The organism is Serratia sp. AS12 (genome assembly GCF_000214195.1).
In the GTDB taxonomy this organism is placed as follows: Bacteria; Pseudomonadota; Gammaproteobacteria; order Enterobacterales; family Enterobacteriaceae; genus Serratia; species Serratia plymuthica.
On sequence record NC_015566.1, the window covers coordinates 1307765 to 1332165 of the forward strand.

20 protein-coding genes are annotated in these 24401 nt (G+C 54.9%); 12 read left to right on the top strand and 8 right to left on the bottom strand.

All coding sequences use genetic code 11. The features are described 5' to 3' along the window. Positions 1 to 32 precede the first annotated feature (32 nt). From SERAS12_RS06070 to nagB, 4 genes are all read right to left on the bottom strand, one after another. Positions 33 to 785: an HAD-IIA family hydrolase gene (locus tag SERAS12_RS06070; protein WP_013811888.1), complete on the bottom strand. Its 753-nt coding sequence runs from the start codon at positions 783 to 785 to the stop codon at positions 33 to 35. Positions 786 to 852: 67 nt separating this feature from the next. Next, entirely contained in the window at positions 853 to 2073 is a 1221-nt protein-coding gene (locus SERAS12_RS06075; RefSeq protein ID WP_013811889.1) for an N-acetylglucosamine repressor, read from the bottom strand. A gap of 27 nt (positions 2074 to 2100) precedes the next feature. Next, positions 2101 to 3240, bottom strand: coding sequence for an N-acetylglucosamine-6-phosphate deacetylase (gene nagA / locus SERAS12_RS06080; RefSeq protein WP_013811890.1), 1140 nt, complete (start codon positions 3238 to 3240; stop codon positions 2101 to 2103). 18 nt (positions 3241 to 3258) lie between these two features. Beyond that, positions 3259 to 4059: a glucosamine-6-phosphate deaminase gene (nagB, locus tag SERAS12_RS06085; protein ID WP_013811891.1), complete on the bottom strand. Its 801-nt coding sequence runs from the start codon at positions 4057 to 4059 to the stop codon at positions 3259 to 3261. 334 nt (positions 4060 to 4393) lie between these two features. Here nagB and nagE point away from each other — a divergent pair, with 334 nt between their 5' ends. The 8 genes from nagE (at position 4394) to SERAS12_RS06125 (ending at position 17638) form a co-directional block, all read left to right on the top strand. Then, complete coding sequence (gene nagE / locus SERAS12_RS06090; protein WP_013811892.1) at positions 4394 to 6430, top strand: N-acetylglucosamine-specific PTS transporter subunit IIBC; 2037 nt, start codon at positions 4394 to 4396, stop codon at positions 6428 to 6430. A 242-nt stretch (positions 6431 to 6672) separates the two neighbouring features. Continuing rightward, positions 6673 to 8337, top strand: a complete 1665-nt coding sequence (glnS, locus tag SERAS12_RS06095) for a glutamine--tRNA ligase (protein ID WP_013811893.1) — start codon at positions 6673 to 6675, stop codon at positions 8335 to 8337. Positions 8338 to 8914: 577 nt separating this feature from the next. After that, the gene (locus SERAS12_RS06100) at positions 8915 to 10318 is read left to right on the top strand and encodes an OprD family outer membrane porin (protein ID WP_013811894.1); all 1404 of its coding nucleotides are present in this window, start codon (positions 8915 to 8917) and stop codon (positions 10316 to 10318) included. A gap of 48 nt (positions 10319 to 10366) precedes the next feature. Then, the gene (gene chiQ, locus SERAS12_RS06105; protein WP_013811895.1) at positions 10367 to 10693 is read left to right on the top strand and encodes a ChiQ/YbfN family lipoprotein; all 327 of its coding nucleotides are present in this window, start codon (positions 10367 to 10369) and stop codon (positions 10691 to 10693) included. A gap of 18 nt (positions 10694 to 10711) precedes the next feature. Continuing rightward, on the top strand, positions 10712 to 13369 hold the full coding sequence (locus tag SERAS12_RS06110; RefSeq protein ID WP_013811896.1) for a beta-N-acetylhexosaminidase: 2658 nt from the start codon (positions 10712 to 10714) through the stop codon (positions 13367 to 13369). 70 nt (positions 13370 to 13439) lie between these two features. Beyond that, positions 13440 to 14594, top strand: coding sequence for an MFS transporter (locus SERAS12_RS06115; protein ID WP_013811897.1), 1155 nt, complete (start codon positions 13440 to 13442; stop codon positions 14592 to 14594). A gap of 48 nt (positions 14595 to 14642) precedes the next feature. Next, positions 14643 to 15674 (top strand): UDP-glucose 4-epimerase GalE, encoded by a 1032-nt coding sequence (gene galE / locus SERAS12_RS06120; protein ID WP_013811898.1) that lies wholly within the window; start codon positions 14643 to 14645, stop codon positions 15672 to 15674. Between the two features lie 2 nt (positions 15675 to 15676). Then, positions 15677 to 17638, top strand: coding sequence for a glycosyltransferase (locus tag SERAS12_RS06125; RefSeq protein WP_013811899.1), 1962 nt, complete (start codon positions 15677 to 15679; stop codon positions 17636 to 17638). A gap of 206 nt (positions 17639 to 17844) precedes the next feature. On the opposite strand, the gene fur is transcribed toward SERAS12_RS06125, so the two are convergent. The 4 genes from fur to ybfF form a co-directional block, all read right to left on the bottom strand. Further along, the gene (gene fur / locus SERAS12_RS06130) at positions 17845 to 18291 is read right to left on the bottom strand and encodes a ferric iron uptake transcriptional regulator (protein WP_013811900.1); all 447 of its coding nucleotides are present in this window, start codon (positions 18289 to 18291) and stop codon (positions 17845 to 17847) included. A gap of 322 nt (positions 18292 to 18613) precedes the next feature. Beyond that, complete coding sequence (gene fldA, locus SERAS12_RS06135) at positions 18614 to 19153, bottom strand: flavodoxin FldA (protein WP_013811901.1); 540 nt, start codon at positions 19151 to 19153, stop codon at positions 18614 to 18616. 229 nt (positions 19154 to 19382) lie between these two features. Continuing rightward, positions 19383 to 19670 carry a LexA regulated protein gene (gene ybfE, locus SERAS12_RS06140; RefSeq protein WP_004949692.1) on the bottom strand — a complete coding sequence of 96 codons (288 nt, stop codon included), beginning with the start codon at positions 19668 to 19670 and terminating at the stop codon, positions 19383 to 19385. Between the two features lie 256 nt (positions 19671 to 19926). Beyond that, positions 19927 to 20700, bottom strand: coding sequence for an esterase (ybfF, locus tag SERAS12_RS06145; RefSeq protein WP_013811902.1), 774 nt, complete (start codon positions 20698 to 20700; stop codon positions 19927 to 19929). Positions 20701 to 20984: 284 nt separating this feature from the next. Between ybfF and seqA the strand changes: the two genes are divergently transcribed. The 4 genes from seqA (at position 20985) to SERAS12_RS06165 (ending at position 24381) form a co-directional block, all read left to right on the top strand. Then, entirely contained in the window at positions 20985 to 21524 is a 540-nt protein-coding gene (seqA, locus tag SERAS12_RS06150; protein ID WP_013811904.1) for a replication initiation negative regulator SeqA, read from the top strand. Between the two features lie 77 nt (positions 21525 to 21601). After that, a complete protein-coding gene (gene pgm, locus SERAS12_RS06155; protein ID WP_006319960.1) occupies positions 21602 to 23245 on the top strand; it encodes a phosphoglucomutase (alpha-D-glucose-1,6-bisphosphate-dependent) in 1644 nt (547 codons plus the stop codon). A 186-nt stretch (positions 23246 to 23431) separates the two neighbouring features. Then, positions 23432 to 24082 (top strand): PadR family transcriptional regulator, encoded by a 651-nt coding sequence (locus SERAS12_RS06160; RefSeq protein WP_004949702.1) that lies wholly within the window; start codon positions 23432 to 23434, stop codon positions 24080 to 24082. Beyond that, positions 24082 to 24381, top strand: coding sequence for a DUF3861 domain-containing protein (locus tag SERAS12_RS06165; RefSeq protein ID WP_013811905.1), 300 nt, complete (start codon positions 24082 to 24084; stop codon positions 24379 to 24381). The genes SERAS12_RS06160 and SERAS12_RS06165 overlap by 1 nt, the downstream gene beginning before the upstream one ends. Positions 24382 to 24401 lie beyond the last annotated feature (20 nt).

Below are 24401 nucleotides of genomic sequence, written 5' to 3' on the forward strand. Positions count from 1 at the left end.
GGCAGAGGCGGCCATTGAGGCCGCCGCAGGCATTAAAAAATAGTGATGTCGGCTACGGAGGGGAAAATATAGCTTGGACGGAACGGCATGGTTTCGACATCGTTAAGCGTCGAGACGCCGGACAGCACCAGCACGGTTTCCAGACCCGCCTGGAAGCCCGCCAGAATGTCGGTGCGCAGGTTGTCGCCCACGATCACCGTTTCTTCCGAGTGCGCCTGCATCTTGTTCAGCGCAGCGCGAATGATCCACGGGCTTGGCTTGCCGACGTAAAACGGCTTGCGGCCGGTGATCTTTTCGATAGGCGCGCACAGCGCACCACAGGCCGGCGTGAAGCCATGACCATGGCTATCCGGGTTGGTGGCGATAAAGCGCGCACCGTTGTTCACGAAGTAGGCGGCCTTGTGCATCATATCCCAGTTGTAGGAGCGGGTTTCGCCGACAATCACGAAGTCCGGGTTGATGTCGGTAATGGTAAAACCGGCCTTATACAGTTCGTGAATCAACGCGCCTTCACCGACCACGTAGGCTTTTTTGCCTTCCTGGCGGCGCAGAAAATCGGCGGTGGCCATCGCGGAGGTATAAAACGCGTTCTCAGGCACTTCCAGCCCGGCGGCGGCAAAGCGGTTCGCCAGGTCCTGCGCGGTCTGCGACGGGTAGTTGGTCAGCACCACCAGCGGCATGCCCTGTTCCTGAATGCGCGCCAGAAAAAGATCGGCACCGGGAACCGGCGTGTTGTCATGCAGCAGCACGCCATCGATATCACATATAACGTTCTTGATTGTCATCGTTGCTGTTTCTCATGATTTACGGCAGGCAAAAAAGCGAAGATGCACACCTGCCTGAAGCGGCGGTTCAACTTTCCAGCAATCGCTGCAATAGCACGCCGTTGAGCATCGCCCGCTTGGCCAGGGCGAAAGCGCCGATCGCCGAGCGATGATTGAGTTCGGAAGTGACCACCGGCAGATTTTTGCGGAAGTCCTTCAGTACCTGAGTATTGATGCAGCTTTGGATCGCCGGCAGCAGCACTTTTTCGGCTTCGGTAATTTCCCCGGCGATCACCACTTTTTGCGGATTAAACAGGTTAATGGCGATAGCCACCGCTTTGCCGAGGTAGCGGCCAACGTGTTCGATCACTTCGCTGGCCAGCAGATCGCCACGGTTGGCGGCTTTGCAGATGGCGGTGATGCTGCAATCGTCGAGCGTCAGCTTGCTTGGATAACCCTGGGTCAGCAAATGGCGCACGCGGTGTTCAATCGCGGCGTTGGCGGCCACGGTTTCCAGGCAGCCGAAGTTGCCGCAGTGGCAGCGTTCGCCCAAGGGATCGATCTGAATGTGCCCGATTTCACCGACGTTGCCGTTATTGCCGAGGAAAATCTGGCCATTGACGATAATGCCGGCACCGGTACCCCGGTGCAGACGGACCAGAATAGAGTCTTCGCAGTCACGGGTGGCGCCAAAATAATGCTCCGCCAGCGCCAGGCTGCGGATATCGTGCCCGACAAAGCTGGTGACGTTGAAACGTTGCTGCAGGTTATCTACCAACGGCCAGTGGTTGACGCTGATGTGCGGCATATAGCGCACCACGCCCAGCGCAGGATCAACCAGGCCCGGCAGGATCACCGCGATGGCGATCAGTTCGCGCAGCTTGCGCTGGTAGCTTTCGATAAACTGCGCAATGGCGTTGAACAGCGCATTTTCCAGCGTCTCCTGGGTACGTTCCGGCAGCGGGTAGTGTTCTTCACCGAGCGATTTTCCGCTCATGTCGTACAGGGTGATGGTGGCGTCGTGACGCCCAAGACGCACCGCCACGGTGTGGAAGTGCCGAGTTTCGGAGACAATGGAAATGGCGCGACGGCCGCCGGTGGAGGCTTGCTGATCGACTTCCTTGATCAGCCCGCGCTCCAACAGCTGGCGAGTAATCTTGGTGACACTGGCGGGCGCTAGCTGGCTGAGTTCGGCTATCTGAATGCGCGAGATCGGACCCTGCTGGTCGATCAGGCGGTACACTGCTGCGCCGTTGAGTTGCTTGACTAAGTCAACGTTCCCTATTTGTGCCTGTCCGCCAGTACTCATCAATAATTTTACTCGCTGTTCATTAAGTTAAACCTCGTTACCGTTAACGAGCGTTTTGGTGATATTAAAATCACGGGTAAATGCGGTCAGGTTTGCCACCTTGCCGGCTTCGATTGTGCCTAACAGGTGGTCTACGCCGATGGCGCGCGCCGGATACAACGTTGCCATCCGCAGCGCTTCGTCCAGCGCAATGCCGACATGTTCTACGCTATTTTTCACCGCGTCGATCATGGTTAGCGCAGAGCCGCTCAGGGTGCCGTTCTCATCCACGCACAGCCCGTCGCGATAGTATATTGTTTTACCGGCAAAAATAAATTGGTCAATCTCTGCGCCCGCCGGGGCGGTGGCATCGGTGACCAGCACCAATTTATCACCTTTCATGCGCTTGGCGTTACGGATACTCGCCCAGGCCACGTGATGCCCGTCGGCAATGATGCCGGTATACACTTCAGGCGTATCGAAAATCGCCCCCATCAGCCCTGGTTCGCGCCCGGTGATATACGGCATGGCGTTATACAGATGGGTCGCGAAGGTCACGCCGGCGGCAAAGCCGGTACGGGCCTGCTCGTAAGTGGCGTTCGAGTGGCCGGCGGAGACCACGATGCCCGCCGCGGTCAGCTGTTTGATAAAGTGCGGCTCCACCATCTCCGGTGCCAGCGTGACTTTGGTGATCACATCGGCGTTGGCGCACAGATAATCGATCATCTCGCGGGTCGGTTTGCGGATAAACGCCGGGTTGTGGGTGCCTTTTTTCAGCGGGCTGAGGTACGGCCCTTCCAGATGCAGACCCAGCGCCTGATTCGGGTGTTTTTTCAGATAAGTACGCATCACCTCGATGCTGTGCTTCATAAACTCGTCGCTGCTGGTGATCAGCGTCGGCAGATAGCTGGTGCAGCCGGATTTTTCGTTGGCGCGCTGCATGATCTCCAGCGTTTCTTCCGAAATGGCCTCCAGCGAATCGTTAAATTGTACGCCGCCACAGCCGTTAAGCTGCACGTCGATCAATCCGGGGGCCAGGATAGCGCCACCCAGATCGCGCGTTTCCATGCCGGCCGGCAGTTCAGCCAGCGGACAGACTCGTTCAATCAGTCCATCAGCGATGATTACCGCATGGTCGTCAAGCACGTCGTGGCCGGTGAAAATCCGGCATTGGGTTAAAGCGAACATCGTAGCCCCCTGTAAAAATTAAAGACTCTTAACGCTTTCCGCTTCTAATTCGCGGAAGTATTTAACGGTTTTGACTTTCAGTTCCATGGTGGAAGGTTCATCGCACACCACAACCGCCTTGGCGTGCAGCTGCAGGCAACTGATGGTCCACATATGGTTGATATTGCCTTCCACTGCGGCTTCCAACGCCTGTGCCTTGGCATGGCCGGTCACCAGGATCATCACTTCTTCTGCGTCAAGCAACGTACCCACGCCCACGGTCAGCGCGTATTTCGGCACCAGGCTAACATCCCCGCCGAAGAAGCGAGAGTTGGCGATGCGGGTATCTTCAGTCAGCGTTTTGATGCGGGTACGCGACGCCAGTGATGAAGCCGGCTCGTTAAACGCGATATGACCGTCAACGCCGACGCCGCCCATAAACAGGTGGATTTTACCGTAAGATTTGATTTTTTCTTCGTACTTACGGCATTCGACGTCAACGTCCGGTGCATTGCCATTCAGCAGGTTGATGTTTTCACTTGGAATATCAACGTGATCAAAGAAATTACGGTACATGAAGGTATGATAGCTTTCCGGGTGCTCCTGCGGCAGGCCAACGTATTCATCCATGTTGAAAGTCACAACATGCTTAAAGCTTACTTCACCTGCTTTGTGCATCGCAATCAGATGTTTGTAGGCTTCGAGCGGAGTACCGCCGGTTGGCAGGCCGAGCACAAAGGGACGCTCCGCAGTGGGCTTGAATGCGTTGATGCGCTGGACGATATGGCGGGCGGCCCATTTGCCGACTTGTGCGGTATCTTTCAGTGGGATAAGTCTCATCTAACACCTCTTTGGGTAAGTAAACTAAAGCTATACTGTACGGGCCTGAATAAGAGTCTAAGCGTAATCCAACTTTATGATTCTCACGTGAAGCGTCAGTCCCGATGATTTTTCGAATGATAAAATAAGTTTTGTGTGATGGCTAGCAATGTGGCAGCTTAAGACTACTTTTTGGTGATATAAATCACAAAAAAGGAGCTTTTAATTTGCGATACGAAATAATTTTTTTACACTCCGCATGAGTGATACGTGCCATGCGTTATTTCTAAAAGGTAGTGAGAGAGTTAAATAAACTACTAATAGGGTCCGTCCGCGGACAACATAGGGGGAAAAGGTGAACATTCTTAGTTATTTGCAAAAAGTGGGCCGCGCCTTGATGGTGCCGGTCGCCACGCTGCCCGCCGCCGCGATCTTGATGGGCGTCGGGTATTGGATTGACCCTACTGGTTGGGGCGCCTCTAACGCTCTCGCTGCTTTCTTTATTAAATCCGGTTCTGCCATTATCGAACACATGTCGGTGCTGTTCGCCGTCGGTGTGGCTTACGGCATGTCCAAAGACAAGGACGGCGCCGCTGCGCTGACCGGCTTTGTCGGCTTCCTGGTATTAACCACCCTGTGTTCACCGGCCGCCGTGTCGATGATTCAGAAAATTCCCCTCGACCAGGTGCCTGCCGCGTTTGGCAAGATTGAGAACCAGTTCGTCGGTATTCTGGTGGGTATCATCTCCGCCGAAGTCTACAACCGCTTTAGCAGCGTTGAGCTGCCGAAGGCGCTGTCGTTCTTCAGCGGCCGCCGTCTGGTGCCTATCCTGATCTCCTTCCTGATGATCCTGGTGGCCTTCATCCTGATGTATCTCTGGCCGATGATCTTCGGTGGTCTGGTTAACTTCGGTGAACACATTCAGAAGTTGGGCTCCGCCGGTGCAGGTATTTATGCGTTCTTTAACCGTCTGCTGATCCCGGTCGGCCTGCATCATGCGTTGAACTCGGTGTTCTGGTTCGACGTAGCCGGCATTAACGACATCCCTAACTTCCTTGGCGGCCAGCAGTCTATCGAATCCGGTAAAGCGGTTGTCGGCATCACCGGCCGTTATCAGGCGGGCTTCTTCCCTATCATGATGTTCGGTCTGCCGGGTGCGGCGCTGGCTATCTATCACTGCGCACGTCCGGAAAACAAAGCCAAAGTGCTGGGTATCATGATGGCGGGCGCCTTTGCCGCCTTCTTCACCGGGATCACCGAACCGCTGGAATTCTCCTTCATGTTCGTGGCTCCAGTGTTGTATGTGATCCACGCGATACTGACCGGTATTTCGGTATACATCGCCGCCAGCATGCACTGGATTGCCGGTTTCGGCTTCAGCGCCGGTCTGGTGGATATGGTGCTGTCGTCACGTAACCCATTGGCGACCCACTGGTACATGCTGATCCCGCAGGGCCTGGTGTTCTTCGCCATTTACTACGTGGTGTTCCGCTTCACCATCAACAAGTTCAACCTGATGACCCCAGGGCGCGAACTGGCGGTTGCCGGTGACGAAACCGACGGTTATGACGTCAACGTCGGTACCGACGGCGGTAAAGACGAAAACGAAACCACTACCCTGGCACGCCGTTACGTGGGCGCCATCGGCGGTTCTGACAACCTGACCGGCATCGACGCTTGTATCACCCGTCTGCGTCTGAACGTGAAAGACTCTGCGCTGGTGAACGACGCGGTGGCGAAACGTCTGGGCGCTTCCGGGGTGATCCGCCTGAACAAACAAAGTGTGCAAGTGATTGTCGGCACCCGTGCGGAGCTGATTGCCAGCGCCATGCGCAACGTGGTCGCCGCAGGTCCGATAGCTGCCACTGTAGCGCCGGCTGCCGCGCCTGTTGCTGAAGCCAAGCCGCAAGCAGTGCCTAATGCGCCGAAGGTGGCTTTTGAGACGCTGGTGGCCCCGGTGACCGGTGAAGTCGTGGCCCTGGATCAGGTACCTGACGAAGCCTTTGCCAGCAAAGCGGTAGGCGATGGCCTGGCGATTCGCCCAACGGATAAAACCGTCGTGGCGCCGGCTGACGGCACCATCGTGAAAATCTTCAACACCAACCACGCCTTCTGCCTGGAAACCGACAAGGGCGCGGAGATCGTGGTGCACATGGGTATCGATACCGTAGCGCTGAACGGTCAGGGCTTCAAACGTCTGGTAGAAGAGGGCGCTGAGGTGAAAGCCGGCCAGCCGATTCTTGAGCTGGATCTGGACTACCTGAACGCCAATGCCCGTTCGATGATAAGCCCGGTGGTGGTCAGCAACTCTGACGACTACGCAGGTCTGGCGGCGCTGGCGACCGGTTCCGTGGTGGCCGGCCAGACCAAGCTGTTCGACATCCAGAAGTAAAGTGTTTTTACCTGAGTAGTACCCAGGGTGTTTAACGAGTCATGACGGAGCACACCCTACCTTTGGCGGGAAGAGAGCGATCTCTTCCCGCTTTTTTATGGGCGCAATTTGCCCCGTTGTGGTGCTGTGGTCTATTGCGGTGCAGCGCGGCGCATTTTTCGTGAAACAAACGGTTGTTTCCGGGCGTGGCTTGTTGGATCATAGGCGGTTATGTGTAGCGCTTTGCATTGAGGAATAGTCAAATGAGTGAGGCTGAAGCCCGCCCAACCAATTTTATCCGTCAGATCGTCGATGAAGATCTGGCGTCAGGGAAACACGCGTCGGTACATACCCGTTTCCCGCCGGAGCCAAATGGCTATCTGCATATCGGCCATGCCAAATCCATCTGCCTGAACTTCGGCATCGCCCAGGATTATCAGGGGCAGTGCAACCTGCGTTTCGATGACACCAACCCGGTAAAAGAAGACATCGAATTCGTTGAGTCAATCAAGCACGACGTGGAGTGGCTGGGCTTTGAGTGGAGCGGCAACGTCCGTTACTCCTCGGATTACTTCGATCAATTGCACCACTATGCGGTTGAGCTGATCAACAAAGGTCTGGCCTATGTCGACGAACTGTCGCCTGAGCAGATCCGCGAATATCGCGGCAGCCTGACGGCGCCTGGCAAAGACAGCCCGTATCGCGGCCGCAGCGTGGAAGAGAATCTGGCGCTGTTTGAGAAAATGCGCAAGGGCGAGTTTGCCGAAGGCGCTGCCTGCCTGCGAGCCAAAATTGACATGGCTTCACCGTTCATCGTGATGCGCGATCCGGTGCTGTACCGCATTAAATTTGCGGAACACCATCAGACCGGCAACAAGTGGTGCATCTACCCGATGTACGATTTCACCCACTGCATTTCCGATGCGCTGGAAGGGATCACCCATTCGCTGTGTACGCTGGAGTTCCAGGACAACCGCCGTCTGTATGACTGGGTGCTGGATAACATCACCATCCCTTGTCATCCGCGTCAGTACGAGTTCTCGCGCCTCAATCTTGAGTACGCCATCATGTCGAAGCGCAAACTGAACCAGTTGGTGACCGAGAACATCGTTGAAGGCTGGGATGACCCGCGTATGCCGACCGTGTCTGGTCTGCGTCGCCGTGGTTATACCGCGGCTTCAATCCGTGAGTTTTGCCAGCGCATCGGTGTGACCAAGCAGGATAACAACGTTGAAATGGTGGCGCTGGAGGCTTGCATTCGTGAGGATCTGAACGAGAACGCGCCGCGTGCGATGGCCGTGCTGGATCCGGTGAAAGTGATCATCGAGAACCGGGCGGAAGGTGTGGAAATGGTCACCATGCCAAACCACCCGAACAAGCCGGAAATGGGCAGCCGCGAAGTGCCGTTCAGCAGTGAGATTTATATCGATCGTGCCGACTTCCGCGAAGAAGCCAACAAGCAATACAAGCGTCTGGTGCTGGGCAAGGAAGTGCGTCTGCGCAATGCGTATGTGATCAAGGCTGAACGCGTTGAGAAGGATGCCGAGGGTGAGATCACCACCATCTTCTGCAGCTACGATGCGGACACGCTGAGCAAGGATCCTGCCGATGGCCGCAAGGTGAAAGGCGTGATCCACTGGGTCTCCGCTGCACATGCGCTGCCGGCGGAAATCCGCTTGTACGATCGCCTGTTCAACGTACCGAACCCGGCGGCGGCAGAGGACTTCCTCGCTACCATCAACCCGGAGTCGCTGGTTATCAAGCATGGCTTCGTGGAACCAAGCCTGGCTACCACACAGCCGGAAAAAGCCCACCAGTTCGAACGTGAAGGCTATTTCTGCGCCGACAGCCGTTACTCTTCGGCTGAGCATCTGGTGTTTAACCGCACCGTTGGCTTGCGTGACACCTGGGCGAAAATCGACGCCTGAGCGTGATACACCGCTGATGGATGAAAGCGCAACGTCGGTTGCGCTTTTTTTTGGTGTTCCCCTCTTTTCCCCCCTCGGTTCATGCCTCATTTCATCAATCTGATTGTAAACTTTCATCACAGCGGTTAATCATCAATTCCTTGATATAAAGCATCCTTCAGTTAATATTATCTTATATATTCGTGATGCGAATTAATGTCATTTGGAGAGCGCTCTCATAGTTTCCTTTCTGGCTGACGGTTTTTATTAAGCTGAAACCATTAATCGTCTCTGATTGACCTCGTATCAGTATTTATTCTGATTTTATTGAATTTTTTATTCGACACCCTCATTGCATAGCGACGTAACGATATCTCATCGATATGTGCTCTTTGTCATACTTTGACAAATCTCTCTCATTTTTCATTTGATAATTCGCGTCGCGAAAAATAGTCTGTCTGTAGCAATAAGTGCTGCGGGGATTTCACCCTGCCGCAATATTTTTTTACCCGATTGGGTTTTTATTGGCAGTCGTGCAGGGCAGTGGTGAACACGGGCGGCTGCAACTTTTAAAGTTAAGTCAAAGAGGAATTTCATTATGGGTACGCACGGTGCTCAGCGTAAAACGCTGGCGCTCGCTATAGCGGGTGCGTTGTTGGGAACAGGGTTTGCCATGGCCCCTGAGGCGAAAGCCGCAGGGTTTGTCGATGATTCCACGCTGACCGGCGGCATTTATTACTGGCAACGTGAGCGCGACCGTAAAGATCTCAATCCGACCAGTGATGATTACAATAAATACACCACCAACCTGTCGCACTCGACGGCTAACCTGAGCCTGGATTTCGCTTCGGGCTATGCCTGGGATATGTTCGGCCTGGACGTCGGCGCCTTTACCGCCATCGAGCTGGCTGAATCCAGCGCCAGCGGCCACCCGAATGAAATCGCGTTCTCTTCCAAAAACCGTACCTACGATGAAGACTACTCCGGCGACAAAGGCGGCATCAGCCTGTATAAAGCCGCCGGTAAATTCAAATATGGCCCCGTCTGGGCACGTGGCGGTTATATCCAGCCAAGTGGCCAAACTCTGTTGGCGCCGCATTGGAGCTTTATGCCAGGTACCTATCAGGGTGCAGAGGCCGGTGCCAAGTTTGACTACGGCGATGCCGGTGAGTTGAGCTTCTCTTATATGTGGACCAATAAATATAAAGCGCCATGGCATATCGAGATGGACGACTTCCGTCAGAACGATAAAAAAACCGGTGTCTCCTATCTGCACTCGCTGGGTGCCAAATACGACTTCAAAAACGATTTGGTGCTGGAGGCGGCATTCGGCCAAGCCCAGGGCTATGTGAATCAGTACTTCACCAAGGCGTCTTATAAATTCGATCTGGTAGGCAACCCGCTGACCACCAGCTATCAGTTCTACGGCACGGAAGACCGCATTAACGACAAGAACGACCCGAACAGTATTTACGACGGCCTGGCCTGGCTGCAGGCGCTGACCTTTGGTTATACCACTGGCCAGTTCAACTGGCGGCTGGAAGGGACCATGGTCAAGGCCGAAGGCAACCAGGGCTACTTCCTGCAGCGCATGACGCCAACCTACGCTTCTTCTAACGGCCGCCTCGACGTGTGGTGGGATAACCGTTCCGATTTTAACGCCAACGGCGAAAAAGCGGTTTATGCCGGGGTGATGTACGACCTGAGCAACTGGAACCTGCCGGGCATGGCGGTGGGCGGTTCTTACGTGTATGCCTGGGATGCCAAACCAAGCACCAACCCGATCTACGATCAGAGCCAGCGCCTGAAAGAGAGCGCCTGGAGCCTGGACGCCATGTACACCGTTCAGGAAGGTCGCGCCAAAGGCACGCTGCTGAAACTGCACTACACCCAATACGACAACCACACCAATATCCCAAGCTGGGGCGGGGGTTACGGCAACATCTTCCAGGACGAGAAAGACGTCAAATTCATGGTTATCGCGCCATTCACCATCTTCTGATGCCTTCCCCGGCGGTGACGCCGGGGATGCTTAAAAGGGAATATAACGATGAAAAAAATGATGCTGACGTTGGCCGCCGTGGTCACGCTGAATGCCTGTGTGCAGCCCGCCGCACCGCCGGAAGATACCAAATTGAAACAGGCGTACAGCGCCTGCATTAACACTGCGGAAGGTTCGCCGGAAAAACTGCAGTCGTGCCAGGCGGTACTGAACGTGCTGCGGCAAGAAAAGCAGCACCAACAGTTTGCCGCACAGGAAACGGTGCGCGTGATGGATTATCAAAGCTGCATTCAGGCAGCCCACAGCGGTAACGGCCAGGCCTACGACGCCAAATGCGGCAAGATTTGGAAAGAGATCCGCCAAAATAACAATTAATTAAGGATGATGTTAACGATGAACAAATTTAAATTGAACGCGCTTGCTGCCCTGACGGCGACCGTTGGATTGTTTGGCGGCGTGGGGAACGCAATGGCCGATCAACAGCTGGTGGATCAACTGAGCCAGTTAAAACTGAATTTAAAGATGGTGGACAACCGTGCGGCCGACAGCGGCCTGGATTGTGGCAAGCTGGGCGCCGACTGGGCGGCCTGCAATAAAGTCGTGATCAGCCTGACCAACGATAATCAGGACATTAAAGGCCAAGACTGGGCGATTTATTTTCACAGTGCTCGCCAGACCATGAGAGTGGATAACGACCAGTTTACTGTCTCTCATTTGACCGGGGATCTGTACAAACTGGAGCCGACCGATAAATTTACCGGGTTCCCAGCCGGTAAAACGGTGGACATTCCGATTATTGCGGAATACTGGCAGCTGTTTAAAACCGACTTCGTGCCGCGCTGGTACGCGACCTCCGGTGATGCCAAGCCAAAAATTCTGGTTAATACCGATACCGAAGATCTGAATCAGTTCGTCGCGCCTTTTACCGGCGACCAGTGGAAGCGCACCAAGGATGACAACAATATCCTGATGACGCCGGCCTCTCGTTTCACTAAAAACGCCGAACTGAAAACCTTACCGGCAGCGTCGCTGCGTGGCCAAATCGTGCCGACGCCGCTGGAAGTGAAAGTGCACCCGCAGGATGTGGATCTGAGCAAAGGCGTGGCGCTTGAACTGAGCGCGTTGAGCAAGCCTGCTGCCGACGCGGCTGCTGAACGCTTTGCGCTGCTGGGGGTGACCAATAATGCGGGCGGCTACCCAATAAAAACCGATATCCAGCCGGGTAAATTTAAAGGTGAGCTGGCGGTGCCGGGCGCTTATGAGCTGAAGATTGGCAATAAGGAAGCGCGGGTCATCGGCTTCGATCAGGTCGGGGTGTTCTATGGCCTGCAGTCTATTTTGTCGCTTGTCCCGACAGACGGCAGCGCCAATATTGCCACGCTGGACGCTAAAGATGCACCGCGCTTCCAGTATCGCGGCATTTTCCTCGACGTAGCGCGCAACTTCCACCAGAAGGATGCGGTGCTGCGTTTGCTCGATCAGATGGCGGCTTACAAACTCAATAAATTCCACTTCCACCTGAGCGATGACGAAGGCTGGCGCATTGAGATCCCTGGCCTGCCGGAGTTGACCGGCGTAGGGGGCCAACGTTGTCATGACCTGAGCGAAACCACCTGCCTGCTGCCGCAATACGGTCAGGGGCCTGACGTGTACGGCGGGTTCTTCTCGCGCCAGGATTACATCGACATTATCAAATATGCCCAGGCGCGCCAGATTGAAGTGATCCCGGAAATCGATATGCCGGCGCATGCCCGTGCGGCGGTGGTTTCGATGGAGGCGCGTTACAAAAAGCTGCATGCCGCAGGGAAAGAGAAAGAGGCTGACGAGTTCCGTCTGGTGGATCCGACCGATACCTCAAATACCACCTCGGTGCAGTACTTCAACCGTCAAAGTTACCTGAATCCGTGCCTGGACTCATCCAAGCGCTTTGTCGACAAGGTGATTGGCGAGATTGCCCAGATGCACAAAGAGGCCGGGCAGCCGCTGCGCACCTGGCACTTTGGCGGCGATGAGGCGAAAAATATTCGTCTGGGCGCGGGCTATACCAATCAGACCAAGCCGGAGGCGGGCAAAGGCATCATCGATCAGAGCAAGGAAGACAAACCTTGGGCGAAATCTCAGGTGTGCCAAGCGATGATTAAAGAAGGCAAAGTGGCCGATATGGAGCACCTGCCAAGCTACTTCGGGCTGGAAGTCAGTCAACGGGTGAAGGCGCACGGCATTGACAGAATGCAGGCCTGGCAGGATGGCCTGAAAGATGCGAAAGACGCCAAGGCATTCGCTACCCAACGCGTTGGGGTGAACTTCTGGGATACCCTGTATTGGGGCGGTTTTGATAGCGCGAACGATTGGGCGAACAAAGGTTACGAAGTTATCCTTTCCAACCCGGATTACGTCTACATGGACTTCCCGTATGAGGTGAACCCGGACGAGCGCGGCTACTACTGGGGGACTCGCTTCAGCGACGAACGGAAAATGTTCAGCTTCGCGCCGAATAACCTGCCGCAGAACGCCGAAACCTCGGTTGACCGCGACGGCAACCATTTTACCGCCAAGAGCGACAAGCCGTGGCCGGGGGCTTACGGCATCTCAGCGCAGATGTGGAGTGAAACCCAACGCACCGATCCGCAAATGGAATACATGATCTTCCCACGCTCACTGTCTGTGGCCGAACGCGCATGGCACCGCGCCGGCTGGGAACAGGATTACAAGGCGGGGCGTGAGTATAAAGGCGGGGAAACTCACTTTGTCGACGGCAAGAAACTGGATCAGGACTGGCTGCGCTTTGCCAATATCCTGGGGCAGCGCGAGTTGGCGAAGCTGGACAAGGGCGGGGTGAGCTATCGCTTGCCGGTGCCGGGCGCCCGCGTGGTGGGCGGCAAGCTCGAAGCCAATATCTCGCTGCCGGGCCTGGGCATTGAGTATTCCATCGATGGCGGCAAACATTGGCAGCGTTATGACGCCACAGCCAAACCTGCGGTAGCCGGCGAAGTGCAGATCCGGGCGGTAAGCCCGGATGGCAAGCGTTATAGCCGCGCAGAGAAAGTGTAAGGCTTAACCGTGGCCCGTCTGATTGCAGGTGGGCCATTTTTTCAACGGTAACGTTCGGCGGTAATCAATCATGAATTCGATACGGCTGACGTTTCTGGTGGTCGCTTTTTGCTCCGGTATTGCCGGCGCACTGCAAATACCGACGCTGAGCCTGTTTCTTACCACTGAAGTGCAGGTCACGTCGTTATGGGTCGGGCTTTTTTACGCGGTTAACGCCGGTACGGGCATTGTTGTCAGTTTCTTGCTGGCAAAAAAATCAGATCGCCGGCGTGATCGGCGCAATCTGATTTTAATCTGTTATTTATTGGCGGCGGGCAACTGCCTGCTGTTTGCGTTTAATCGCAATTATTTGACGTTAATTACGGCGGGCGTGTTGTTAACCTCCATCGCCAATACGGCGATACCGCAATTATTTGCCCTTGCGCGTGAGTATGGAGAGAAAACGTCGCATAACGTGGCGATGTTCAGCGCAATGATGCGCGCCCAGCTTTCGCTTGCCTGGGTCTTTGGTCCGCCATTGGCTTTTATGCTGGTGGTGAATTACGGCTTTACGGCCATGTTTTTGTTTGCCGCTGGGATATTCCTGTTGGTCACGTTGCTGGCCTGGCGGATATTGCCCGGGGTGGTGCGAGCCGAAGAGAGCAGCGTCGGAATTGATCCGCCGTTGCGGCAAAAAGGGGCCTTCGATAAAGACGTTGGCCTGCTGTTTTGCGCCTCGGTATTGATGTGGACCTGCAGCGCCATGTATTTGATCGACGTGCCGCTGTATATCACAGCCGAGCTGGGGCTGCCGCATAGCCTGACCGGTTGGATCATGGGGGTTGCCGCCGCAGTCGAGATCCCGATCATGATTCTGGCCGGGCGTTATGTGAACACAATAGGCAAACGCCCGATGATGGCGGGAGCCATGGTGGCCGGCATCGTGTTTTACGCCGGCATGTTGTGGTTTACCTCGGCCGGCGGGTTGCTGGCTTTACAGGTGTTTAACGCGATATTTATCGGCATTATCGCCACCGTCGGCATGCTGTATTTTCAGGATCTGATGCCGGATCGGGCGGGAATGGCCACCACGTTGTTTACCAACAGTATTTCAACCGGCGTGATCCTGGCCGGAATATTACAAGGGTTTCTGACCGAATATGGGCCGCATTTCTCCGTTTATTTGTTAGCCGTAGTACTGCTTTTAATTGCTTTGCCCGTGGGGGGGAAAGTCCGGGAAGTTTAGTGGTTTCTGAGTGAGTCGTTTATTTTTAAACACAAACAAGGATACATGATGGCTATATTAGTGACGGGCGGTGCCGGTTATATCGGTTCGCATACGGTGTTGGCGCTGTTGGAAAGGGGGGAGGACGTTGTCGTGTTGGACAATTTGTCCAACAGTTCACCAGAATCGCTGTTTCGGGTGGAGAGGCTGACCGGTAAAAAAGTGATTTTCTATCAAGGGGATATTCAAGAACATCATTTACTGGATCACCTCTTTCGCCAGCATGATATTCATGCGGTTATTCATCTCGCCGGGTTGAAGTCGGTTCGAGAGTCCACCGAAGAGCCGCTGAAATATTATCAAAATAACATTTCCGGCTCGCTGATCGTGCTGGACAGAATGCGCCATGCCGGTGTTCGGAAATTTATTTTCAGCTCTTCCGCCACCGTTTACGGGCCGGCGGAATATACCCCGCTGACGGAGAGTTGCCGCGTCGGGCAGACGACGAATCCTTATGGCACCTCCAAGTTTATTGTGGAGCAGATTTTGGCGGAGTTTGCCAGAACCGCACCGCAGATGGCGATCACCGCGCTACGTTATTTTAACCCGGCCGGGGCGCACGAGTCTGGTTTGATCGGTGAAGATCCCGCAGGCATTCCCAATAATCTTCTGGCTTATCTGGCACAGGTGGCTATTGGCAAACTTGCGGTGTTGCCGGTGTATGGCAACGACTATCCCACCAGCGATGGCACCGGGGTGCGTGATTATATTCACGTTATGGATCTGGCCGAAGGGCATTTGAAAGCGCTGGATAATCTGCGGCCGGGTTTTAACGTGTATAACCTGGGCACCGGCAAAGGCTATTCGGTGCTGGAGATTATCCAGGCATTTGAACGCGCCTGCGGATTTAAAATCGCCTATCAAATTAATCCGCGCCGTGCAGGAGATATTGCCGAGTGCTGGTCTGACCCGACGCTGGCGGCGGAAAAATTAGGCTGGAAAGCCAAAAGAAGCCTGGAAAAAATGGTTCGCGACGCCTGGCATTGGCAGAGCAAAAATCCACAGGGATACGGCCATTGCACACCGCTGGTGGGAGGCTGACGATGAAGCTTGATGACGAGCATTTGAGATTCATGCAGCATCACCTGTTTCGTGCCAACTATGAGGCCTGGATTAATAACCTGAAGTTAGCGTTCGTGAAATTTCAGCGCCAGCGTTCCCCGGCGTTGCTGGAACAGTACCAGCGAGGGGTCAGCCAACTGCGGGCGTGGCTGGCTGAGCAAGGGCATTTATTCGATGCCGCGCAGTGCTCCTCGTTATTCTGCGTTCCTACTCATCCGTTGGCCGCGCAGGAAAAATTGCTGCACCGCATTTGGCTGGGCGGTGCGATTCCCGACGATGCCAGAGAGGTTATCTCCCAATGGGGAGATGCGCAGCAGGCTGTTTGCAGCACAACCGCCGACGAATGGGTCGGGATGTTGTGGGTATGGGATGCGCGGCAACTCAAAAACGAGGCGTACTTTTCCCCAGCTTCGGAAGTGAAAGGCGGTCTGCTGGGGGAGTTCGATGCCGGCAACCACCGGTTGCAGGTGCATTCGCTGAGCGAGTTGGCGCAAAAAAGGGTCGGCGGTAACCTGGATTTTATCCACGCGCTCCATGATAAGCGCTATTACGCCACGCTTTCTGACTACTTTCGCTTTTTGATCCTGATTGAAATGGGCGGAATGTATATGGATATCGACACCCTTCCGCACCGTTCGGCGACGTTTTTCCTGCTGAAGCCGGAAGTGCCGGATTACCTTCAGCTCCTGCCCGATGGCGAAGTCAGCCACGTCAGCGGGTTGAATTTGTTTTTGGATGAAACCGGCATGATCATTGGTCGCAGCGGTGATAGGTCGTTGTGCAAAATATTGGCGGGCCTGGATCAGATCTATGCGGCGCAAACCGGTGACGTGCCAGATAAAAGCCCCCTTTATGAAAGAAGGCTGTTCGACGCGTTTTATCTGTTGTGGTGCCGCCACATCGGCAGGACTGTCCTCAGCCACGATAGTTTTTGCAAGGATCATGGGGTTCATTATGACGCTGTTCCACAGGCGGTGACCTGTGGTATCCGCGGCATGCGCCTGTTGGAGGATGTGCTCACCAATGAGACGTTGCCGCTCGGGGAGGAGGAACTGCGCAGCTATCGGCAGTGTATAAGCCGGCTGGAGCTGGTGGATTGGCAGCTTGAGCAACCGACGGATCTGGCCCGCTATGCGGAAATATTTACCGTCGATGAAGTGCCGCGCATGGCCTACCCGGCGCAGATAAGGTCTGATATCGATCACTATCATTACTATTCGGTGCTGTCCCATGACCGCGCGCTGGATCGGGTGAACCAGCTTTTTGGCGAGTATTTGATAGCGGATAACCGGCGGCAGATCGACGAAGGCAATTACTGGCGGTTAACCGTCGGAACGGGCGATGCGGCATTGCCGCTAGCGCAGGGTGGGTTACATTTTCTGCCGGGGCGGCAAGCTGGCGAAGCGGACAGGATCCGCATGGCGAAACTGCTTTTTGCCACCAGCTACCTGGAATACTGCTCTGCCGGCAACCCGGCCGGGATGGATCTGGTGTCGCTGCAGCAGGCGCAAAATATCGACCCCTATCTGGACCTGATTACCCTGGCTTACGATCGGTGCGGGGCATTTATCGGTTTTTTCACTGCGGCGAGTCTCGACGAGTTATATGGCGTTAAGGCGAGCTATCTATATCGCGATGAAATGAAGCCGCTTGATGAGGCCTACGACGATTTTGTGCACAGCCAGTGCGGTGCGGACGATTACTTTGTCTGTAGCCTGGCCATCGAGAGCCGATTCCGCGGACAGGGCTATTTTAACCCAATGTTTGCCCTGATTAAGCAGCAGGCGCAGCAGCGCCGGGCGACACATATCGTGCTGTGCGTATGGCAACGCAGCGATGCCTGCCAAATCTACCTGAACCAAGGGTTCCGCGTTCGCGGCGTTTTCGACTATGCCTGGCCGATTTTCTTCGATCGGCTGCTGTTTCTTGAATATGCATTGTGACGAGTTTACCCATCCGCGTGTCGGCGGGTGAGTTGACGGTGACGTGAGCGTAAGTGGGAAGTGAGAGAAGTACCGTGGAGAAGTGCCGCTGCAATTGTTGTCTTTCAGATGTGATTTTCCCCGGGCCTGTCCGGGGATTTTTTTGCTCTCACCTGGAGGCATAAAAAAACCGCCGTTAAGGCGGTTCTCAATGCCGGTTGAGGGCATTATTTTTTGTCGTGCAGGGTGTCGTTTTCGCGGCAATCACCGATTTCACAGTGACCATACAGGTAGAGGCTGTGGTTGGTGAGCTTGATGCCATGCTGCTTGGCGATATCACGCTGACGCACTTCGATAGACTCATCGCTGAATTCGATCACTTTGCCGCAGTCCAGGCAAATCAGGTGATCGTGGTGATGCTGTTGGGTCAATTCGAACACGGACTTGCCGCCTTCGAAGTTGTGACGGGTCACAATCCCGGCATCATCAAACTGGTTCAGTACGCGGTAAACCGTCGCCAGGCCAATTTCTTCGCCCATGTCGATCAGTTTTTTGTACAAATCTTCCGCACTGACGTGATGGCATTCCGGATTTTGCAGTACTTCCAGGATTTTGAGTCGCGGAAGCGTGACTTTTAGGCCGGCCTTCTTCAATGCGGTGTTGTTGTCAGTCATGCGGATTCAGTCCTGTTACTATGCTAATCAAGTTGAGGCATTCTTGCCTGTGGCATCGGTCGGCACAAAGAGTTAATTGCGTGTCATTATAGAACCGGTTGCCCTAAATGGAAACCGCCGGTTGTTAACAAAGATATCATGGCACAATTGCATGTTACACACGCAACGTCTTGATGGATGGGATAAACCGATATCTCAGTCTACCTTGACGATGTGGGAAGTTACAAACATGTAGCTTCTATTGCAGAAATCCGTGCTGCCGATGAACGGCCCTGCTGGCAACACTATGCACTTTGCAGGGCTTTTGTTCAACCTTTGAGGGTTAGCCGACGATATCGGCCAGGCTCAGTTCTTCGCTGATCTGCTTCACCCAGGCCGCGACGCGATCGTTGGTCAATTCCGGTTGACGATCTTCGTCAATCGCCAGGCCGATGAAGAAATTGTCATCCGCCAAACCTTTCGATGCTTCGAAATGGTAACCCTTGGTCGGCCAGTGGCCGACAATCGCGGCGCCGCGTGGCTCAATGATGTCGCGGATGGTGCCCATTGCATCACAGAAATATTCCGCATAGTCTTCCTGGTCGCCACAGCCGAACAGCGCAACCAGCTTGCCGTTGAAATCGATTTCTTCCAACGTCGGGAAGAAGTCATCCCAATCGCACTGGGCTTCGCCGTAGTACCAGGTAGGAATACCCAACAGCAGGATGTCGAAAGCTTCCAGATCCTCTTTGCTGCTTTTGGCGATGTCGCGGATTTCCGACACCTCTTTGCCAAACTGCTGCTGAAGAATTTTCTGGACCATCTTGGCAATGTTTTCGGTATTGCCAGTGTCGCTGCCAAAGAAAATGCCTACATTAGCCATATCGCGTATAACCTTTAAATTCAATTAATTGCATTGCACGATGTTAGCGTTGAACGCGATAACACCGATTAAAATGATGACATGGCAAGAATCTGCCTCTTACCGGTAAGTGCGTATCATGCCAGAGATTTACCCCGGGGTTTTATCGCGTTTATGCGATGCCGGGAGGAATAAAACGGTGTTGATCGGTGTCATCCATAACACCGCGCCGCATGTGCGGCTGCAAAGATCAATGTTCCGGCTGTTCATCCGCCAGTTGTGCCAGCAGCATTTGCTCAATAAGCTCGCTGCGGCTGATATTACGCTGTTCCGCCAGTTTGTTCAGGGCGTCCACCGCATCCGCGTTGATTTTCAGTTCCACACGCCGTAAGCCACGGACTTTATCGCGTCGAAGCTGATTACGCTTATTGATTCTAAGCTGTTCATCTCGGGATAGCGGGTTGGTTTTCGGGCGCCCCGGACGGCGTTCATCTGCGAACAGATCCAGCGTCGTGCGATCCGTTTGTTCTTTTGCCATAGGTAGCGGTACTGCAAGGGAGTTTGCATCAAAAAGCGTATACGCTTCCGGACGGTTCGGTTAACACACTTCGGGCCAATAAACCCTAACCCAAATTTACCCCCAGCCTGACGTTACTGAACACGCTGAGCAGGGCGGCAAAATTATAGCGCGCCATATTACCCCAGCAGATAGAGCAACGACAATGTTTAACTGAGCCGAAAACGCGCTAAGCCGTTATCTTTAGCGCGTTTTTTCGCCAGAGGGTGGTTTTTATTCAGGCTTCGTCGAGAAAACGGTGAATGGCGCGCAGTACCGCCTCCGGTTTTTCCGCGTGAACCCAGTGGCCAGTGCCGGCAACCACATGCGCTCGCGCCTGCGGGAACTGACGCGCGATATCTTCACGGTAGCTGTCCTGCACATAGGGCGACAGGCCGCCGCGGATAAACAGCGTCGGGTGCGGCCATGCGGGGACGTCCTGCCAGCCGGTGACGTTTTCGTATTGGTCGATCAGTGCCGGCAGATTAAAGCGCCACTCGCCCTGATGAAAAGACTTCAACAGGAACTGGATCACGCCTTCTTCTTGCAGGTAGCTGCGCATCAACTCCGCGGCCTGCTGGCGTTGGGTGATACCGGCCGCACTCACCGCTTTTAAGGCGGCGAAAATCTCGTCATGGCGACGCGTGCGGTAATCCACCGGCGCCACATCGATAACAATGAGCTTTTCAACCCGTTCTGGGGCGATCGCCGTCAGCGCCATTGCCGCTTTGCCGCCCATGGAGTGGCCGATCACAATCGCCTTCTCCAACTGCAACTCATCGAGCAGCGCCAGCAGGTCCTGCGCCATTTCCGGATAGGTCATTACCGCAGAACGCGGCGAAAGGCCGTGGTTACGCAGATCGACTTTAATCACGCTGTGCTGTTGATTCAGATCGCGCGCCAGCACGCCAAGATTGTCCAGATTGCCGAACAGCCCGTGGATCAGCACGACCGGCAGGGCGGCGGAGTCGGTGGCCAGCAGTTGATAATGTAATTTCATGGCGAAGTTCATACTGAGAGAGATTCAGATTAGGGTATCATGATTAAAACACACGACGAATATACCCGTCGCCTTTCAGGCAGCAGCGTGGTTAGCGGAAACTTGAAATCCATAGGGTATAACCCGGATTTTTCTCGTTTCGGGCTTGGCAGCGCCGGCTATAGGTATTAGTCTGCTTTTTCCGCCCGCAGGCACATAGTTGTGTTCGCCCTTGCGCTTTTAACCTTATAATCCCATGGCTTGAATGCAGGATCTGGCTTCAGGTTCTAAGTAGAAAAAAACAGTACTGGATAAAGATGAAAACTATTGAAGTCGACGAAGAGCTTTACCGTTATATTGCCAGCCACACGCAACATATTGGTGAGAGCGCGTCCGATATTTTGCGCCGTATGTTGAAATTTACCGCAGGCCAGCCATTGCGTGCCGTGCCTGCCGCCAGTGCTCAGAGCGCCGAGCAGGAAAAAGTCGTCGCCGCGCAGCGTCCTCGCGATCGTGTGCGCGCGGTACGCGAGCTGCTGCTGTCGGACGAATATGCCGAGCAGAGCAGAGCTGTGAATCGTTTCATGCTGGTTCTTTCGACCCTGTATACCCTCGATGCGGCGGGCTTTGCCGCAGCTACCGATGCTTTGCATGGCCGTACCCGCACCTATTTTGCCGGCGATCAACAAACCCTGCTGGCGAACGGAACGCATACCAAGCCAAAGCACGTTCCGGGTACGCCTTACTGGGTGATCACCAATACCAACACCGGTCGTAAACGCAGCATGGTTGAACACATCATGCAGGCTATGCAGTTCCCTGCGGAACTGACAGATAAAGTTTGCGGCACTATCTAATTTAGCGAACAGCCCGTCATGGTGGCCGTGAGCGACATATTGCCCGGTTGCCGGACAGGGATTAGGGAGATATGTCGATGGCGAATAACCCACGTGCCGGGCAGCCGGCTCAGCAAAGCGATTTGATCAACGTGGCCCAGCTGACGTCGCAGTACTATGTACTGCAGCCGGAAGCGGGCAACGCCGCACACGCGGTGAAGTTCGGTACTTCAGGGCATCGTGGCAGCGCTCTGCGCCACAGCTTCAATGAAGCCCATATCCTCGCTATCGCCCAGGCGATTGCCGAAGTGCGTCGCCAGCAAGGGGTTACCGGCCCTTGCTACGTCGGTAAAGACACCCACGCGCTGTCGGAGCCGGCCTTTATTTCTGTGCTGGAAGTCCTGACCGCCAACGGCGTAGATGTGATCGTGCAGGAAAATAACGGCTTTACGCCAACTCCTGCGGTATCCCATGCCATTTTGTGCCACAACCGCAACGGCGGGGCGCAAGCCGACGGCATCGTCATTACCCCTTCGCACAACCCGCCTGAAGACGGCGGCATCAAGTATAACCCGACCAACGGCGGCCCGGCCGACACCAACCTGACCTCGGTGATTGAAAAGCGCGCCAACGAGCTGCTGGCGCAACAGCTGAAAGGCGTTCAGCGCCAGTCGCTGGACAAAGCCTGGAACAGCGGTCATCTGCACGCGCAGGATTTGGTACAACCTTATGTGGAAGGGCTGGTAGACGTGGTTGACATGCCCGCCATTCAGCGTGCCGGCCTGAAGCTGGGCGTTGATCCGCTGGGCGGCTCCGGCATTGCCTACTGGCAGCGCATTGCCGAGCACTACAAGCTGGATCTGACGCTGGTCAACGACTCTATCGATCAGACCTTCCGCTTTATGCACCTGGACCACGACGGCATTATCCGCATGGACTGCTCGTCGGAATCTGCGATGGCCGGCCTGTTGGCGTTGCGCGACAAGTTCGATTTGGCGTTCGCCAATGACCCGGACTACGATCGCCACGGCATCGTGACGCCTAAAGGCCTGATGAACCCGAACCACTATCTGGCCGTTGCCATCAACTACCTGTTCCAGCATCGCCCGCAGTGGGGCGCGGATGTGGCCGTAGGTAAAACGCTGGTTTCCAGCGCGATGATTGACCGCGTAGTGGCCGATCTGGGCCGTAAACTGGTGGAAGTGCCGGTAGGTTTCAAATGGTTTGTTGACGGTCTGTTCGACGGCAGCTTCGGCTTTGGCGGTGAAGAGAGCGCCGGGGCTTCGTTCCTGCGTTTCAATGGCACCCCGTGGTCGACCGACAAAGACGGCATCATCATGTGCCTGCTGGCGGCGGAAATCACCGCAGTGACTGGCGAAAACCCGCAGAATCATTACGAGGACCTGGCCAAGCGTTTCGGCGCACCGAGCTATAACCGCATTCAGGCACCGGCTACCCATGCGCAGAAAGCTGCATTGGCCAAGCTGTCGCCGGAAATGGTCAAGGCCAACACGTTAGCGGGTGACCCGATCACCGCTCGTCTGACGGCGGCTCCGGGCAACGGTGCCTCCATCGGCGGCCTGAAAGTGATGACCGACAACGGCTGGTTTGCAGCGCGTCCTTCAGGTACCGAAGAAGCCTACAAAATCTACTGTGAAAGCTTCCTGGGTGCCGAGCACCGCGAAAAGATCGAGCATGAAGCGGTAGAGATCGTCAGCGAAGTGCTGGCTTCCGCCAAATAATCTCTTTTCTGCCTGATAAAAAGCGCTGTTTTTACAGCGCTTTTTTTATGCCTGCAATTTAGATATATCTATTTACAAAGATCCTTTGCGCATTTCGATATATCGATCTAGATTAGATATATCGAAGTGAGTTAGATATATCTAAATCACCTCGTCAACTGACTATTCATTGAGAGGTAAAACCCTATGTTCCATCGATTAGGTTTACACCGCCGGCACGGTTGCCACCATGACGGCGAAGAAGGGCACGAACATCGTCGTCGTGGCGGGCGCCACCATTTTGGCGGCGAGCATGGCGAAGAACACGGACGCGGTGGGCGCGGCGGCCGTGGTGGGCGTCACCGCATGTTTGAACATGGCGATTTGCGGTTGGTGCTGCTGGCGCTGGTGGCACGCAAGCCGAGCCACGGCTATGAGCTGATCAAGGCGATCGACGAGGCTTCCTCCGGTTTGTACGTGCCAAGTCCAGGCGTTATTTATCCGACCTTGACGCTGTTGGAAGAGCAGGACTTCCTCGAGCCGATAACTACCGGTAACGGCCGCAAAAGCTACCAAATCACCGCGCTGGGCCAGAGTGAACTGCAAAAGCATCAGGCCGCCGTCGATCTTATTCTTGCCCGTTTGGCCGGGGCCGGCCGCAGCCATCATCATCACGGTAACCTGGCGGAAGGTATCTCAGAAGCCATGAACCGCCTGCGCAGTTTGCTGCGCGGCAACGTAATGCGCGCCGATCTCTCGCCGCAGCAGGTTGAACGTATCAATCAGGCGTTGCTCACTGCAGTAACGGCGATCGAAAGTGAAATGAACATTAACACGACAACGCAGGAGAACGACTGATGCCAGGCCACCGTTTCCGTATCACCGTTGAAGCCCTTAACGATCGCAAAGGCGATCCGGTCGATAAAGCGCCGTTGAGTTTTGAAGTGGAAAATCACGACGATATTCTCGGCATCGTCGAGCGAATCAAATCGCGTGAAGATCTGAATTTTGGCGAAGATAAAAGTGCGGCCTTCGCCGTCGGCCTAAAGCTGTTTTCGGAGGTGATGATCGAGAACCGCAAGCATCCGGTGTTCGCACCGCTGCGCGAGGCGTTCAAGGAGTTTATGGTGGGGTTGAAGAAGGGCCCACAACAGTAGGGGGCCGCATGCGGCACCCG